We start from the raw sequence: 16094 nt of genomic DNA on the forward strand, positions 1-16094 counted from the left end.
GGAGGCTTTTTTTGTTGTTCTGGCGGAGACGGTGGGATTCGAACCCACGATACAGGTATAAGCCGTATGCATCCTTAGCAGGGATGTGCCTTCGGCCACTCGGCCACGTCTCCTAGCTGATCTCTCAACTATTCGCCTTCCGCTCCGCATCGCTGCGTCACATCAGACGAGCGTCATAGTAATAGCCATCGCCCGTTTGGTCAAGGTCATGTATCACATCCTGCGCGGTGTACATCTGCCGCAAGCTCAAACTTGCAAATTAAATAATCAACACGGCAATTGCACCTCTTTGCCCCGCGCGGCTGCAAGCGCCGCGCGCAGCACGTCCAGGTCGCCGATATGGTTGGCCAGCAGCAGCACCAGTTTCGCATTCAGCATCTGGCTGCCGCTGTCGTCGAGGCCATGGTGGGCATCGATCAGCATTTCGTAAAAAGCGTCGCCGTCCGCCAGGTTGGGGGCGAGTTGGAGTTGGCCGTTCATGCCGCCACCTCGCGCAATTCCTTGTGTGCCACCTCGCGCGAATTCCCGCATGCCCGCGCGACCGCCTCGCTTATCCGGCCTGCGTCGAAGCGCCGCCAGCGCGCGCAGACGTGCTGGTCGGGCCTGAGCAGATAGCACGTGCCCGGGCTGGCGTCGTAGCGTCGGGCCAGCAAGCCTTCGGCGTCTTCCACGACCCCTTCCAGCATGCTTTTCACACCCGCGCCCTGCCCGCCCGGCGGCGTCACCACCAGCGTACGCACAAAGATGGGGCCTTGCGCCAGTTGCCGCATGGTTTGCCGCTGTGCTTCGTCCACCGTGCCGTCGCTGAAATACAGCGCCGTGAAACCGTCGCCGACATGGGACAGGAACCAGTCGTCGGCGCCCCCTGCCCGCACCGGGGCGTCCACGCACGCGGAGCCGGGGCGCATGGACGATGCGAAGCTGTCGGCGTCGCCCGTGTTGAGCGGCGACGCGGCGTACACGGCCGGCACCGACAAGCGCCCGCTGTTGACCAATGTGCGCGCGAAGGCATGCTCGCGCGCCAGCTCCAGCACGGCGTCCCGGAACAGCCGGCTCACCGCGCTCTTGGGCGTGATGAAGTCGGTGGCGCGGGTCGAGTTGAGGATGTTCTCGTCGGCCGCGTACTCGCGCTCCGAGGCGTAGCTGTCGAGCAGCGCTTCCGACGCCTGGCCTTGCAGCACCAGCTTGAGCTTCCAGGCCAGGTTGTCGGCGTCCTGCACGCCGCTGTTGGCGCCGCGCGCGCCGAAGGGCGACACGCCGTGCGCGGCGTCCCCGGCGAACAGCACGCGGCCGTGGCGGAAGCTGTCCATGCGCAGGCAGCAGAAGGTGTAGACGCTCATCCACTCCAGTTCGAACTGCGCATCCTCGCCCAGCAGCGCCTTGATGCGCGGAATCACCCGTTCCGGCGATTTCTCCAGCTCGGGATCGGCGTCCCAGCCGAGCTGGAAGTCGATGCGCCACACATTGTCCGGCTGCCGGTGCAGCAGCACCGACTGTCCGGGATGGAACGGCGGGTCGAACCAGAACCAGCGCTCGGTGGGGAACTCGGCCTTCATCTTCACGTCGGCGATGAGGAAGCGGTCGCGGAACACGCGGCCCTTGCTTTCCTGGCCCAGCATGGCGCGCAGCTGACTGCGGCCGCCGTCCGCCGCCACCACGTAATCGGCCTGCAGGCGGTACTCGCCGTCCGGCGTGCTCACGGTCAGCTCGGCCCCGCCGGCATGCTGCGTCAAAGCAGTGACGCGGGAACACCAGCGCAGATCCAGCGCCGGCAATTGCATCGCCCGCTCGTGCAGATAGCCTTCCACGTAGTACTGCTGCAGGTTGACGAAGGCCGGGCGGCGGTGGCCCTCCTCCGGCAGCAGATCGAAACCGTACAGGGGCTGGTCCTTGAAGAACACCTTGCCGGCGTTCCAGCTCACACCCTTCTGCGCCATCCTTTCGCCGCAGTGCAGGCGGTCGAATATCTCCAGCGTGCGCTTGGCGAAGCAGATGGCGCGCGAGCCGGTCGAGAGCCGGTTGTCGTCGTCCAGCAGCACGGTCCGTATGCCCTGCTGCGCCAGGTCGATGGCGGTGGCCAGGCCCACCGGGCCTGCGCCTACCACCACCACCGGGTGGCGCGCGGGTTTGTCCGCGTCCAGGTCTGCCGGGCGCGCATAGGTGAATACGCGGTTCTGGTAATCCATGTCCATGTCTCCTCCGCTCATGATCAATCCTGCAGCGCGTGCCACATTTCCTTGTCGCGCTCGGCCGTCCAGATGCGCGGGTGCTTGACGCCCTTGGCTTCGTCCACGGCGCGCGTGACGTCGAACGGCAGGCAATGCTCGTAGATGAAGACGTGGCCGAACTTCGGATCCATGCGCTTGCGCACGTGCGCCATGGCGCGCTTCAGGTCGTAGCCTTCGGCCACCGCCTCTTTCGCGCTTTGCAGCAGCGTCCCGACGAAGTCCTTGGTGTAGTCGATGCCGGCGTTGACTTCGTCCGGCCTCAGCAGCGCCGGGCCGCGGCCGGGCACCAGCTTTTGCGCGTCCAGCGCGCGCAGCGCTTCCAGCGTGGCCGGCCATTCCTCCAGTTGCGCGTCGCCGGTGTAGGCGGCTGCATCGTATTCAACCAGGTCGCCGGAGAAGCAGATGCGCTGCGACGGTATCCAGGCGATGGTGTCGCCCTTGGTGTGGCCCATGCCGATATGGGCCAGGCGCACTTCGAGCTTGCCGAGGAAGATGGTCAGCTCCTTCTCGAACACCATGGTGGGCCAGCTCAGGCCGGGCACCGATTCCACGCCGGCGAACAGGCGCGGGAAGCGTTCTATCTCGGACTGCATGTCCTGCGCGCCACGCTCGGCGATCAGCTCGTAGGTGCCGCGCGAGGCGATGATCTGCTGCGCGCCCTCGGCGAAGTAGGCCGAAGCGCCCAGCACCCGCACCGCGTGGTAGTGCGACAGCACCACGTATTTGATGGGCAGGTCGGTCACGGACCGGATGTGGCGGATCAGCGCCTGCGCCATGACGGGCGTGGCGGTGGTGTCGATCACCATCACGCCGTCGTCGCCGATGATGACGCCCGAGTTGGGGTCCCCTTCGGCGGTGTAGGCGTAGGCGTTGTCGGACAGTTTGATGAAGCTGGTCTTCTTTTCTTCCAGGTCGGCCTGGGAAGCGAACTGCTTGGTGCTCATGGATAGTCTCCTGTGTGTCGGTCTGAACCTGCCACGCCAGAATACGTTCCGCAGTATTATATGTAAATCGCACACACCTCAATACACATATGAACCCCATGCATAACACGGAGCTGGACCTGAATCTGCTGCCGGTGCTGGACGCGCTGATACGGGTGCGCAACGTCAGCCGTGCGGCCGAGGAACTGAACATGTCGCAAAGCGCCGTCAGCCACGCCCTGCGCCGCCTGCGCCTGTTTTTCGGCGACCCACTGTTCCTCAAGACCGGCAGCGGCATGCAGCCCACGCCGCGCGCGCTGGAACTGGTGGGGCCGGTGCTGGCCGTCATGGGCACGGTGCGTACCGAACTGCTGGTGCACGAGGGCTTCAACGCGGCGACCTCGCAGCGCAGTTTCGGCCTGTGCCTGACCGACATGGGGGAACTGATTTTTCTGCCGCGCGTGATCGAGCGGCTGCGGCAGGTTGCGCCGTCCTGCACGGTGCGCACGCTGCAGGTCGCGCCGCGCCAGGTGTTCGCGGCGCTGGAAAGCGGCGAGGCCGACCTGGCCATGGGGTCGCTGCATTCGATGCCGGAAGGCCTGTTCCAGCAGCAGCTGTTCATGCGCACTTTCGTCACCATCGTCAACCGCAACAACCGGGCCATAGGCGCGTCCATGTCGGCCGACCAGTTCTTCGGCATGGAGCATATCGTCGTGTCGCTGTCGGGCCGGCGCGAGGACAGCTACGACAGCGTGATCGACCAGCTGGAGCGCAACCGGCGCGTGTACCTGACCACGCCGCACTTCCTGACCGTGCCCATGATCATCGAGCAGAATCCGCAGCTGATCTCCACCGTGCCGCGCGAACTGGCCACGGAATTCGTGCGCTACAAGACCGTCAAGATGGTGGAAACGCCGGTCAGCCTGCCGCCCTTCGCGATTCGCCAGCACTGGCACCCGCGCTACCACCACGACGCGGCCAATATGTGGCTGCGCAATCTGGTGAAGGATGTATTCGACGGCAGGCCGGAGTAGCCCCTATGAATGGCGTTCATATCGACTATGACGTTGCCGAGATTTACACATAACAGGATGACTTCTACCATGGCTCTCACCACAACGATTCTTATAAGAGACAACCATGTACACCACTCTCGCAGATGGACAGCAGGTCCATGACACGGCGGCGTCCCCGGACAAGGCCCTGTACCGCAAAGTATCGCTCCGCATCATCCCCTTCCTCTTCGTTTGCTACGTCGTGTCCTTCCTGGACCGCATCAACATCGGCTTCGCCCAGTTGCAGATGAAGCAGGACCTGGGCTTCAGCGACGCCATGTACGGCCTGGGCGCGGCCGTGTTCTACATCGGTTACGTCATGTTCGAAGTGCCGAGCAACCTGCTGCTGGAAAAATTCGGCGCGCGCAGGACCTTCGTGCGCATCATGCTGTTGTGGGGCGCGGCCTCGGTGTCGATGATGTGGGTCGCGACGCCCACGCAGTTCTACACGCTGCGCTTCCTGCTCGGCGTGTTCGAAGCGGGCTTCTTCCCCGGCATCGTGCTGTATCTGACCTACTGGTATCCCGCGCTGCGGCGCGCCTCCGTCCTGTCCTTCTTCTTCGCCGGCGTGGCGGTGGCGGGCGTGCTGGGCGGACTGGTGTCGGGCTGGATCATGCGCGACATGTCGGGTGTGCTCGGCATGCGCGGCTGGCAGTGGATGTTCGCCATCGAAGGCGCTCCCGCGCTGCTGCTGGCGGTGATCGCCCACCAGTACCTGGACGACAGGCCGGCCCAGGCCAGGTGGCTGAGCAAGGACGAGAAAGCGCGCCTGGCGATCAATCTGTCCGAGGAGCAGGATGCGCCCGGAGCCGGAAAGCACAGTCTGTCGGCGGTGTTTTCCAATCCACGCATCTACCTGTTCGCCTTTATCTACTTCGCGCTGACCTGCGCGTCGCTGACGCTCAGTTTCTGGATGCCGATCATGATCCGCGACTTCGGCGTGCGCGAGGTGGTCATGGTGAGCTTGTACTCGGTGATCCCGAACGCCATCGGCGCCGTCGCCGTCATCCTCATTGCCCGGCACTCGGACCGCAAGGCGCAGCACCGCAAGTACTTCGCCCTGTGCGCCACCGGAGGCGCGGCGGCGCTGTCCGCGCTGACGCTGCATCCGGACAGCCTCGCAGCGGCGCTCGCCCTGCTGTCGCTGGCGACCGCGCTGATCTTCTCCGCACTGCCGATCTTCTGGGCTATCCCGACCTCCCATCTGCCCCGGCAGACGCGCGCCGGCAGCATTGCCGTCATCAGCAGCGTTGGCATCACGAGCGGTATCGCCGGGCCGTGGGTGATCGGCCAGATCAAGACCGCCACCGGCAGCATGGACAACGCGCTTTATCTTCTGAGCGCGCTGCTGGTCATGAGCGCGATGGCGATGCTGGCAGGGGTGAAGGGGCGTTAAGGCCGGGCGCCGACGCCCCCGCAGGATCCATGCTAAGCCTCTGAGCATGCGACGTAGGGGGTGCGCACCGGCGCTCCGCCGACGCGGATCGACAAGTATTTCGAGCTACCCTTCAGGCGTGCCGTTTGAGTTCCACCACCGCCGGCGCCAGGAACTCCGCCATCCGCGCCTCCCATGCCGCGTCGGCCTGGTCCATCGCGGCCAGCTTGACGTGGCCGTAGCCGCGCACCTGCTCCGGCAGCTGCGCCAGCTTCAGCGCCGCCGCCTTGTTCCCTTGCCTTAGGCTCCCGGCCAAGCCGAGCGCAAACGCCAGATAGCGGTCGCGCGACGCGCGCTCGCGGCGGCGCTCCTGCGTGTAGCCAAAGATGTCCAGCGGTGTACCGCGCAGTCCCTTGAAGCGCGCCAGCACACCAAAGCCCTTCAGCATCCAGCCGCCGAAGGCCATCTTGGCCGGCGTGCCCGACCCCGGCTTCCTGCGGGCCAGCAGCGGCGGCGCGAGGTGGAAACCGAGCTTGTAGTCGCCTTCGAACTGCGCGGCGATCTGCGCGCGGAACGCCGGATCGGCGTGCAGGCGTGCCACCTCGTACTCGTCCTTGTAGGCCATCAGCTTGAACAGGTTGCGCGCCACGGCTTTGCTCAGCTGCCGCTTCGAGTCCTCGCCTTCGAGCCTGGCTTCGCTGCGCTCGACGGCCGCCACGGCGTCCTCGTACACGCGCGCGTACGCCGCGTTCTGGTATTTACCCAGCCAGTCCTTGCGGAAGGCGACGATCTCGGGCAGCGATTTCGGCGCGGCGAACTGGATCACGTGTTGCTGCGGCTGCGCCAGGCGCGCCAGCGCGTCCCGGTCGGCCGCGGCCAGCCGGCCCAGCATGAAGGCGCGCTTGTTCATGTCGATCGCCACGCCGTTCAACTCTATGGCACGCATCAGCGCTTCCAGCCCTGCGGGCACCAAGCCCTGCTGCCACGCAAACCCCATCAGCAGGATATTGCCGCCGATGGGATCGCCGAGGAAACGCGCCGCGATGTCCTGCGCGTCCAGCTGCAGCACATTGCTGCCGCCGGCCGCCGAAGCCAGCTTTTCCAGCAGGCCTTCCTTGTCGATCGACGCATCGCGGTCGCGTGTGAATTCGGCCGTCGGAATTTCGCGCTCGTTGGCCACTACTTGTGTGTGGCCGCGCCGCATCACCGACAGGCTGTCCGGCATGGCCGCCACCACCAGGTCGCAGGCGAACACCGCGTCGGCCTGCTGCAGGTCGATGCGCACCTGGTTCAGCGCCGACGGCGACGACGCCACGCGCACATGCGACAGCACTGCTCCGCCCTTCTGTGCGAAACCCATGAAGTCCAGCGTGGAGGCACCCTTGCCTTCCAGGTGCGCGGCCATCGTGATCAGCGCGCCCACGGTGACGATGCCGGTGCCGCCTACGCCGGCCACCAGGATCTCGAAGGGCTTGTCCAGCGCGCGCGGCGCGGGAGCGGGATAGCGGCCCAGCGCCAGCTCCAGGTCGGCCAGCGTGAGCGCCACGGCGGCCGGCTTGCGCAGGGTGCCGCCCAGCACCGACACGAAGCTCGGGCAGAACCCTTCGGCGCAGGAGTAGTCCTTGTTGCATGAAGACTGTTCGATATGGCGCTTGCGGCCCAGCTCCGTCTCCAGCGGCAGGATGGACAGGCAGTTCGACTGCACGCCGCAGTCGCCGCAGCCTTCGCACACGGCGGGATTGATGACCATGCGCCGTGCGGGATCAGGGAAGACCACCTTATCCGGCCTGTTCTTCTTGCGGCGGCGCCGCTTCTCGGCCGCGCAGGTCTGGTCGTACACGAGCACCGTCACTCCCGCGATCTCGCGCAGCATGCGCTGCATGGCATCGAGTTCGCTGCGGTGGTGCACCGTCACGCCGGCCGGCAGTGCCACGCCGGCGTAGTTCTCAGGCTGGTCGGTCACTACCACCACTTTCTTCGCCCCTTCGCTGACCACCTGCTGCACGATCTGCGGCACCGACAGCGAACCGTCCACCGGCTGGCCGCCCGTCATGGCCACGGCGTCGTTGTACAGGATTTTGTAGGTGATGTTGGTGCGCGCGGCAATCGCCTGGCGGATCGCCAGCGACCCGGAGTGGTAGTAGGTGCCGTCGCCCAGGTTCTGGAACACGTGCTTCTCGCCGACGAAGCGCGAGGAGCCCACCCAGCTGATGCCCTCGCCGCCCATCTGCGCCAGGTAGTTGGTGTCGCGCTTCATCCACGTCGCCATGAAGTGGCAGCCGATACCTGCCATGGCGCGGCTGCCTTCGGGCACACTGGTGGAGGTGTTGTGCGGGCAGCCGGAGCAGAAATACGGCGTGCGCTTGACGCCGTCGGCGCTGTTGGACAGTAGCTCGGCTGCGCAGAAGTCCGGCAGCATGCGCTGCAGGTCCAGTCCGGGATACCACGGCGCCAGCCATTGCACGAGGGCCGGCGCGATGCGCGACGGCCGCAGTTCACCCAGCGCGGACAGCAGGGCATGGCCATGGCGGTCGGTCTTGCCGACCACGGCGGGGCGCGCGGCCTGCGGCAGGTTGTAGAAGGAATTTTTCACCTGCTGCTCGATCACCGCGCCCTTTTCTTCGACCACCAGGATTTCTTCCAAGCCCTCGGCAAAAGCTGCCAGGCGGGTGCGCTCCAGCGGATACGTCAGGCCCGGCTTGTACAAGCGCACGCCGAGTTCCTCCAGGCGGCTCAAGGGCAGGCCGAGCCGCTCCAGCGCTTCAAGCAAATCAAGGTAAGCCTTGCCGGCGCCGATGATGCCGATGACGGCGCGCGGCGCGGGCACCACCAGGCGGTCGATGGAATTGGCGCGGGCGAAGGCTTGCACCGCTTCCAGCTTGGCCTCCACGCGCTGCTCCAGCGCCAGGCCGGGCAGGTCCGGCCAGCGGTTGTGCAGGCCGCCGGGCGGCGCGGTGTAGTCGGCGGGCATGGCGTACTGCGGCAGCGGCGGCAGTTCCACCACGGCGCCGCCCTCCACGGTTTCGGAGATGGCCTTGAAGCCGCTCCAGGCGCCCGAGTAGCGCGACAGCGCCCAGCCGTACAGGCCAAACTCCAGGTACTCCTGGATGTTGGCCGGGTTAATCACCGGCATGCCCCAGGCGATCAGCGTCTGTTCGCTCTGGTGCGGCATCGACGAGGACACGCAGCCGTGGTCGTCGCCGAGGATGACCAGCACGCCGCCGCGCGGCGAGGAACCGTAGGCGTGGCCGTGCTTGAGCGCGTCGCCCGCGCGGTCAACGCCCGGCCCTTTGCCGTACCACATGGCGAATACGCCGTCGACCTTGCGGGTGGGGTCGGCCTCCACCTGCTGCGAGCCCAGCACGGCGGTCGCGCCCAGCTCCTCGTTGATCGCGGGCAGGAATTCGACATTGTGCCGGGCCAACAGCTTGGACGCGCGCCAAAGTTCCTGGTCCACCGCCCCCAGCGGCGAGCCGCGGTAGCCGCTGACGAAGCCGCCCGTGTCCAGGCCTTGCGCGTCGTCGAGGATTTTCTGCATGCACAGCAAGCGCACCAGGGCTTGCGTTCCGGTCAGGAACACACGGCCTTCGCTGCGGGTCAGGTTGTCGGACAGTGCATAGCCGGGGTCGGCAAGTGCCGGCTGCAGGGATGCCGGCAAGGTCATGGAATTCATTTTTTAGTCTCGCACAGGAACTGATAGTGCGAGAAATGATATGGCGCGAAGCGGGGAATATTTCCCCTATTCATCCGCGCAAAAGTTCCAGATCAGGTTTTTTCCTTCCCAAAATCGCTGGGAAAATGAAAAACGATTCTCATGGCCCTGCCACCGCGAAAATCGGGATGCGGGGGATGGAATTGGAAGCGGCATTGCCGCCTGTGAATTCAAAAAAAGGCGCTTACTGCCTGACGATTTTGCCTGCGCTGTCCAGCAACAAATTGACGGTGTTCCGGGCATTCGCCAGGATGGGCTCGCATGCCTCCGCGCCCACAACCCGCGACAGCGAGACCGCGCCGACCATGAGGGAGACGATGGACTCGGCCAAGCCGAGAGAGTCAGCCACGTCCATCCGCGTCAACGGCGCGGCGATCAGTTTTACGAGCCCGGCATAACCTCCGCTGGCGACGGTCCTGATCTGCGCGTCCGCGTGATGCAACTCGCCCGCCAGGTTGGCGAGCGGGCAAAGAAGGATCAGCTCCTCGGCCTGCAACTGGTGCAGATAGAGCTGGACGATACCTTCCACCGCCTCGCGCGGCGGCTTGCCGGCGGTGGCCGCCTCGAACATCGCGCCCAGCTCGGCGAACGCGGCTGCACTGGCCTCGGCGATCAGTTGTTCCTTCGATTCGAAATGGCGGTAAAAGCCGCCCTGTGTCAGGCCGGCCGCCACCATGATGTCGGCGATGCCGGCGCCCGCAAAACCGTGCCGAAGGAAGGCGCGGGACGCCATCGCAATGATGCGCTTGCGCGTTTCAGCTGTCTCGGCATTCGACTTCCGCATGATCCCTCCATTTATAGAGTTGGATTATACGCTAAAAAGAATGCCTCAAATACTGCTTGCGCATTTTAGCGTATCGATGTAATCTAAATTTAGAGTTTTACTATACGCTAAATTCACCACATCGAGGCGCTTCATGAAAGCTATCCCCTTCCCCGTCCCCCTGCTCCACCGCGGCACCATAGTCCCCGCGCTGCTGCTGAGCCTGGCCGCCTGCAGCAATCCCGCCCCGCCGCCGGTGCCGCTGGCCAAAGTCGCCTGGTTCACCGCCGGCGCCGCCGCGGCGGACCAGGCCGCGTTCACCGGCGTGGTCCACGCCCGTACCGAGAGCAACCTGGGCTTCCGGGTAGCGGGCAAGATCGTCGAGCGCCTGGTCGATCCCGGCCAGGCGGTGCGCAAAGGCCAGCCGCTGCTACGCATCGACCCGTCCGACTACGACCTGGCCAGCGGCGCCGCCCAGGCGGCGGTGGAAGCGGCCCAGGCGCGCCAGGTGCAGGCCGTGGCCGAAGAGGCCCGCCTGCGCAAGCTGCTTGCCTTCGGCGCGGTGTCCACCCAGGCCCACGAACAGGCCAAGGCGGCGGCCGACAGCGCCATCGCCCAGGCCCGGGCCGAAAGCGCCCGTGCCCGCCAAACCGCCCACCAGCGCGACTATGCCGTGCTGCTGGCCGACATGGACGGCGTGGTGCTGGAAGTGCCAGTGGACGCCGGCCAGGTAGTCGCGGCCGGGCAGACCGTGGTCAAGCTGGCGCGCCAGGGCGCGCGCGAAGCCCAGGTGTACTTGCCGGAGAATGCGCTGGCCTTGGCCAGGCGGCCAGCAGCCGCCTCGCTGTACAGCGAAGCGGGCGTGTCCTTCCCGGCCACGCTGCGCGAACTGGCCGCCGTGGCCGACCCGCAGACCCGCACCTACCTGGCGCGCTACACGCTGGGCGGCGCCGCCGGCCAGGCGCCGCTGGGCGCCACCGTGACCGTGAAGCTGGACGGCGCGGCCACCGCGCAAGTCGGCGTGCCGGTGAGCGCGCTGGTGGACCAGGGCAAGGGCACCGGTGTCTGGGTCATCGACGGCAAGACTTCCACCGTCAGCCTGCGCGCCGTCAAGGTGGCGCAACTGGGCGAGGAGCAGGCGCGCCTGTCGCAGGGCCTGGCGCCGGGCGAGCGCGTGGTGGCGTTCGGCGGCCACCTGCTGAAAGCCGGCCAGAAAGTGGAACTGCTGGCGGCAATGAAACCGGGGAGCGGGTCATGAGCGGCCTGAACCTGTCCGCCTTCGGCGTGCGCGAGCGCGCCATCACACTGTTCCTGATCATCGCCATCGTGGCCGCCGGCACCTTCGCCTTCTTCCGCCTGGGACGCGCGGAAGACCCCAGCTACGTGGTCAAAGTGATGACCATCGCCGCCGTCTGGCCCGGCGCCACCGCCGAGGAAATGCAGCAGCAGGTTGGCGACCGCCTGGAAAAACGCCTGCAGGAGCTGCCATCCTACGACCGGGTGGACAGCGCAGCCCGCCCCGGCATGATCACCATGAAACTCTACCTGCGCGACGACACCGTGCCCGCCTCGGTGCCGGAGCAGTTCTACCAGGCACGCAAGAAGCTGGGCGACGAGGCGCTGAACCTGCCGCGCGGCGTGACCGGGCCCATCATCAACGACGAATTCTCGGACATCTACTTCTCGCTGTTTGCCCTGACCGGCAAGCAGCTGCCGCACCGGCAACTGGTGCTGCGCGCCGAGGACATGCGCCAGCAGTTGCTGCGCGTGCCCGGCGTGCAAAAGGTGAACATCCTGGGCGAGCAGCAGCAAAAGATTTTCGTCGAGATCTCGCACCAGCGCCTGGCCACGCTGGGCATCAAGGCCCAGGCCATCATCGATGCGCTGGCCAAGCAAAACAATGTGACCTCGGCCGGCTTCATTGAAACCAGCGGCCCGCGTGTGCAGCTGCGCCTGGACGGTGCCATCGACAGCGTGGACACGGTCAAGGCCATCCCGGTCGCCGCAGGCGAGCGCACGCTCAAGCTGGGCGACGTGGCCGACGTGAGGCGCGGCTACGAAGATCCGGCCACCTTCGCCATCCGCACCCAGGGCGAAGCGTCGCTGATGCTGGGCGTGGTGATGGAGAAAGGCTACAACGGCCTGAAACTCGGCGAGGACCTCGGCGCCGCGCAGGCTGCCATCGGCGCGCAGCTGCCGACCGGGATCGCGCTGGAACGGGTGACCGACCAGTCGCAGGCGATCAAGGGCTCGATCGACGAGTTCATGGTCAAGTTCGTGGTCGCGCTGGCGGTGGTGATCGTGGTCAGCCTGCTCACGCTGGGCTTCCGCGTCGGCATCGTCGTGGCCGCTGCCGTGCCGCTGACGCTGGCCGTGGTGTTCGTCGTCATGCTGGCCACCGGCCGCGACTTCGACCGCGTGACGCTGGGCGCGCTGATCCTCTCGCTCGGCCTGCTGGTGGACGACGCCATCATCGCCATCGAGATGATGGTGGTGAAGATGGAGGAAGGCCTGAGCCGCGTGGCCGCCGCCACCTACGCCTGGGGCGCCACCGCCGCGCCCATGCTGTCGGGCACCCTGCTGACCATCATCGGCTTCCTGCCGGTCGGCTTCGCGCGCTCGACGGCAGGCGAATACGCCGGCAACATCTTCTGGGTGGTGGCCTTCGCGCTGATCGCCTCCTGGTTCGTGGCGGTGCTGTTCATCCCCTACATGGGCGTGAAGCTGCTGCCCAATATCCCGGTCCAGACCGGCGGCCACGACGCCATCTACAGCACGCCGAACTACCAGCGCATGCGCTCCCTGGTGCGCTGGTGCGTGGACCACAAATGGCTGGCCGCCGGTGTCACCATCGGCCTGTTCGCGCTGGCCGTGCTGGGCATGGGCGCGGTGCAGAAGCAGTTCTTCCCGAACTCCGAGCGCCCTGAATTGACCATCGAAATCAACCTGCCGCCGGGCAGCGCCTTCAGCGCCACCGACGCCGTGGTGCGCAACGTCGAAACGGCCGTGCGCCTGGAGCCGGAAGCCAAGACCGTATCGAGCTATGTCGGCCAGGGCACGCCCCGTTTCTTCCTGTCGGTGAACCCGGAGCTGCCGAATCCTGCCTATGGCCAGATCATCGTGCTGACCGAGAACGCGCACCAGCGCGACGCCCTGAAGGCGAAGATCCGCAAGATGGTGGCCGACGGCCGCTTCCCGCAGGCGCGCGTGCGCGTCACGCAGTTCCTGTTCGGCCCCGCCGTGCCCTTCCCCGTGCTGTTCCGCGTGGTCGGCCCCGACCTGGACCAGATCCGCGAGATAGCCGGGCAAGTGCGCACCGTGATGGAGGCCAACCCGGATATGCGCGACGTGCACCTGGACTGGGGCAACCTTACGCCCACGCTGCATTTCGCGCTGGACCAGGAGCGCCTTAGCCAGGTCGGCCTCACGCCGCGCGACGCCGCCAGCCAGTTGCAGGCGCTGCTCAACGGCGTGCCGTCGACCCAGGTGCGCGAAGGCTTGCGCTCGGTGGAAGTGCTGGTGCGCAGTCCGCGCGACGAGCGCACCGGCCTGAAGGACATCGGCAACCTGACCTTGACCACCGCCACCGGCGCCACCGTGCCGCTGTCGCAAGTGGGCCGCATGGAAACGCGCATGGAGCACGCTGTGCTCAAGCGCTACGACCGCGAGCCTTATATCGCGGTGCAGGGCGATGTGCGCGACGGCACCCAGCCGCCGGAAGTGACCAAGGCCATCCTGCCCAAACTGGCGGCGCTGAAAGCCGCGCTGCCGGCCGGCTACCGCATCGACACCGGCGGCGCCGTGGAGGAAAGTGCCAAGGCCGACGTGGCGCTGGCCAAGCTGTTCCCGTTGATGATCATCCTGATGCTGGTGGTGATCATGTTCCAGGTGCGTTCCTTCGCCACCATGTGGATGGTGTTCGCCACCGCGCCTCTGGGCCTGGTGGGTGCAGTGCCCACGCTGCTGCTGTTCCACCAGCCCTTCGGCTTCAACGCCATCCTCGGCCTGATCGGCCTGGCCGGCATCCTGATGCGCAACACGCTGATCCTGGTGGACCAGATCCGGCACGACCTGGACGCGGGCCTGAGCCAGTATGAAGCGGTGGTGGAATCGACGGTGCGCCGCGCGCGTCCCGTCATCCTGACCGCCGTGGCGGCCATGCTGGCCTTCATCCCGTTGACGCATTCGAGCTTCTGGGGCCCGCTGGCCTACGTGCTGATCGGCGGCGTCGGCGTCGGCACCCTGCTTACGCTGCTGTTCCTGCCTGCGCTGTATTCGCTGTGGTTCAAAGTGAGCAAGCACACAGCGGCGGCGGAAGCTGTCCACCACATTGAAAAGGAAGCCGCGTAATGGCCCTCACGCCACTCAAAACCGTGCCGTCGGCACTGGCAGCGCTGCTGCTGTCGGCCTGCTCGCTGGCCCCGGTCTACGAACGCCCGGCGCTGCCGGTCGCCGATGGATGGCCTGCGGCGGTCTACCCGGCCGCCACTGCCAGTGCCGCCGGTGATGCCGGTGCTGCTGATGCCGCTGGTGCTGCTCGTGCCGCTGGTGCCGCTGATGCCGCTGGCGTCGCGGCTGCCGGCGCGACGGCCGCGCACGATATCCGCTGGCAGGACTTCTTCCGGGACGAGCGGCTCAAGCAAGCCATCGGCCTGGCGCTGGAACACAACCGCGACCTGCGCGTGGCCATCCTGAACATCGAGCGTGCCCGCTCGCTATACCAGGTCCAGGCGTCCGACCGGCTGCCAACCGTCAATGCCGGCCTGTCCGGCGCCCGCCAACGGGTGCCGGACCAGGTGGCGCCGGGCGGCCGTGGCGGCGTGTCCAGCAGCTTTAGCAGCGGCCTGGGCGTGACCGCGTTCGAACTGGACCTGTTCGGCCGCGTCCGCAACTTGAGCGAGGCCGCACTGGAGCGTTTCCTGGCCACCGAGGAGGCCAGGCGCAGCGCGCAAATCAGCCTGGTGGCGGAGGTGGCCGCCATCTACGAAGCGCTGGCAGCGGACGTGCGCCTGCTCGCGCTGAGCGGGCAGACCCTGGCCAGCAGAACAGAGTCGCACCGGCGCCAGGTCCAGCTGCGCGAGCAGGGAGCCAGCTCCGAATTCGACCTGCGCCAGTCGGAATCGCTGCTGGAGGCAGCCAACATCGCGCTGCAACAGGCGATCCGCCAGCGCGCGCTGGACAGGAATGCGCTGGCGGTGCTGGTCGGCCGCGAATTGCCGGCCGAGGCGCTGCCGGCCGGGTTGCTGTCGACCGGCGCGCTGGCGGCCGTGGCGCCGCCAGCCGGCCCGGTGCCGGCGACGGCGGTGTCAGCGCCGCCGGCCATGCCATCGGAGGCCCGGCCTTCGCTGGCCGCGCCGCTTGCAGCGTCGGCGGCGGCCGGTGCGCCAGCCGGGCAAGGCATGGAACCGGCCGCGCAGCGCACCCGCGACGCCATGGCCGAGCTGCCAGCCGGTTTACCTTCCGGCCTGCTGACGGCCCGGCCCGATATTCGGCGGCAGGAAGCGCTGCTGCGCGCGTCCAACGCCAACATCGGTGCGGCGCGTGCCGCCTTCTTCCCGCGCATCGCGCTGACAGGCGCTTTCGGTACGGCGAGCGATGAGCTGTCCGGCTTGTTTGGTTCGGGTACCCGCGCCTGGAGTTTCCTGCCGCAGATCTCGCTGCCTATCTTCGACGGCGGCCGCAACCGCGCCAACCTGGGCGTGGCGCAGGCCGACCGCGACATCGCCGTGGCGCAGTACGACAAGGCCATACAGGTGGCGTTCCGCGAGGTGGCCGACGCGCTGGCCGGCCGCGCCACGCTGGCCGAGGAATTGCGCGCGGCGCGGGCGCAGGAAAATGCGGAACAGGTTCGCCATGACTTGGCCAGGCTGCGCTACGAGGGCGGACAGGCCAGCTACCTGGAATACCTGGACGCGCAGCGCTCGCTCTTCGCCGCCCGGCAGCAAAGCATCCGCACCGGCCTGGCTGAAACGCAGAACCGGATTGCCTTGTACAAGGCGCTGGGCGGAGGCTGGGCGGCCAGCCAGCCCTAAGCGCTG

General features: G+C 66.9%; 10 protein-coding genes and 1 tRNA gene. 5 read left to right on the forward strand and 6 right to left on the reverse strand.

Annotated features, from left to right (window positions below; translation table 11 throughout):
- Positions 1–20 precede the first annotated feature (20 nt).
- From ACSQ8Y_RS13210 to ACSQ8Y_RS13225, 4 genes are all read right to left on the reverse strand, one after another.
- A tRNA-Ser gene (locus tag ACSQ8Y_RS13210) sits at positions 21–113 on the reverse strand.
- Between the two features lie 154 nt (positions 114–267).
- Positions 268–480 carry a DUF2783 domain-containing protein gene (locus ACSQ8Y_RS13215; protein ID WP_436266931.1) on the reverse strand — a complete coding sequence of 71 codons (213 nt, stop codon included), beginning with the start codon at positions 478–480 and terminating at the stop codon, positions 268–270.
- Positions 477–2192 (reverse strand): FAD-dependent oxidoreductase, encoded by a 1716-nt coding sequence (locus tag ACSQ8Y_RS13220; RefSeq protein ID WP_436269816.1) that lies wholly within the window; start codon positions 2190–2192, stop codon positions 477–479. The genes ACSQ8Y_RS13215 and ACSQ8Y_RS13220 overlap by 4 nt, the downstream gene beginning before the upstream one ends.
- Positions 2193–2209: 17 nt before the next feature.
- Complete coding sequence (locus ACSQ8Y_RS13225; RefSeq protein WP_436266932.1) at positions 2210–3172, reverse strand: MBL fold metallo-hydrolase; 963 nt, start codon at positions 3170–3172, stop codon at positions 2210–2212.
- An 89-nt stretch (positions 3173–3261) separates the two neighbouring features.
- On the opposite strand from ACSQ8Y_RS13225, the gene ACSQ8Y_RS13230 reads away from it, so the two are divergent.
- Positions 3262–4185, forward strand: coding sequence for a LysR family transcriptional regulator (locus tag ACSQ8Y_RS13230; RefSeq protein ID WP_436266933.1), 924 nt, complete (start codon positions 3262–3264; stop codon positions 4183–4185).
- Between the two features lie 106 nt (positions 4186–4291).
- Positions 4292–5602: an MFS transporter gene (locus ACSQ8Y_RS13235; protein WP_436266934.1), complete on the forward strand. Its 1311-nt coding sequence runs from the start codon at positions 4292–4294 to the stop codon at positions 5600–5602.
- A 112-nt stretch (positions 5603–5714) separates the two neighbouring features.
- On the opposite strand, the gene ACSQ8Y_RS13240 is transcribed toward ACSQ8Y_RS13235, so the two are convergent.
- Complete coding sequence (locus ACSQ8Y_RS13240; protein WP_436266935.1) at positions 5715–9254, reverse strand: indolepyruvate ferredoxin oxidoreductase family protein; 3540 nt, start codon at positions 9252–9254, stop codon at positions 5715–5717.
- Between the two features lie 223 nt (positions 9255–9477).
- Entirely contained in the window at positions 9478–10077 is a 600-nt protein-coding gene (locus tag ACSQ8Y_RS13245) for a TetR/AcrR family transcriptional regulator (RefSeq protein WP_436266936.1), read from the reverse strand.
- Between the two features lie 133 nt (positions 10078–10210).
- Between ACSQ8Y_RS13245 and ACSQ8Y_RS13250 the strand changes: the two genes are divergently transcribed.
- Genes ACSQ8Y_RS13250 through ACSQ8Y_RS13260 form a run of 3 tightly spaced genes read left to right on the forward strand, consistent with a single transcriptional unit; the run spans position 10211 to position 16088 of the window.
- On the forward strand, positions 10211–11314 hold the full coding sequence (locus tag ACSQ8Y_RS13250; RefSeq protein WP_436266937.1) for an efflux RND transporter periplasmic adaptor subunit: 1104 nt from the start codon (positions 10211–10213) through the stop codon (positions 11312–11314).
- Complete coding sequence (locus tag ACSQ8Y_RS13255) at positions 11311–14406, forward strand: efflux RND transporter permease subunit (RefSeq protein WP_436266938.1); 3096 nt, start codon at positions 11311–11313, stop codon at positions 14404–14406. The genes ACSQ8Y_RS13250 and ACSQ8Y_RS13255 overlap by 4 nt, the downstream gene beginning before the upstream one ends.
- A complete protein-coding gene (locus tag ACSQ8Y_RS13260; protein WP_436266939.1) occupies positions 14406–16088 on the forward strand; it encodes a TolC family protein in 1683 nt (560 codons plus the stop codon). The genes ACSQ8Y_RS13255 and ACSQ8Y_RS13260 overlap by 1 nt, the downstream gene beginning before the upstream one ends.
- Positions 16089–16094: the final 6 nt, after the last annotated feature.

The organism is Pseudoduganella sp. LjRoot289 (genome assembly GCF_964252925.1).
In the GTDB taxonomy this organism is placed as follows: domain Bacteria; phylum Pseudomonadota; class Gammaproteobacteria; order Burkholderiales; family Burkholderiaceae_D; genus Rugamonas.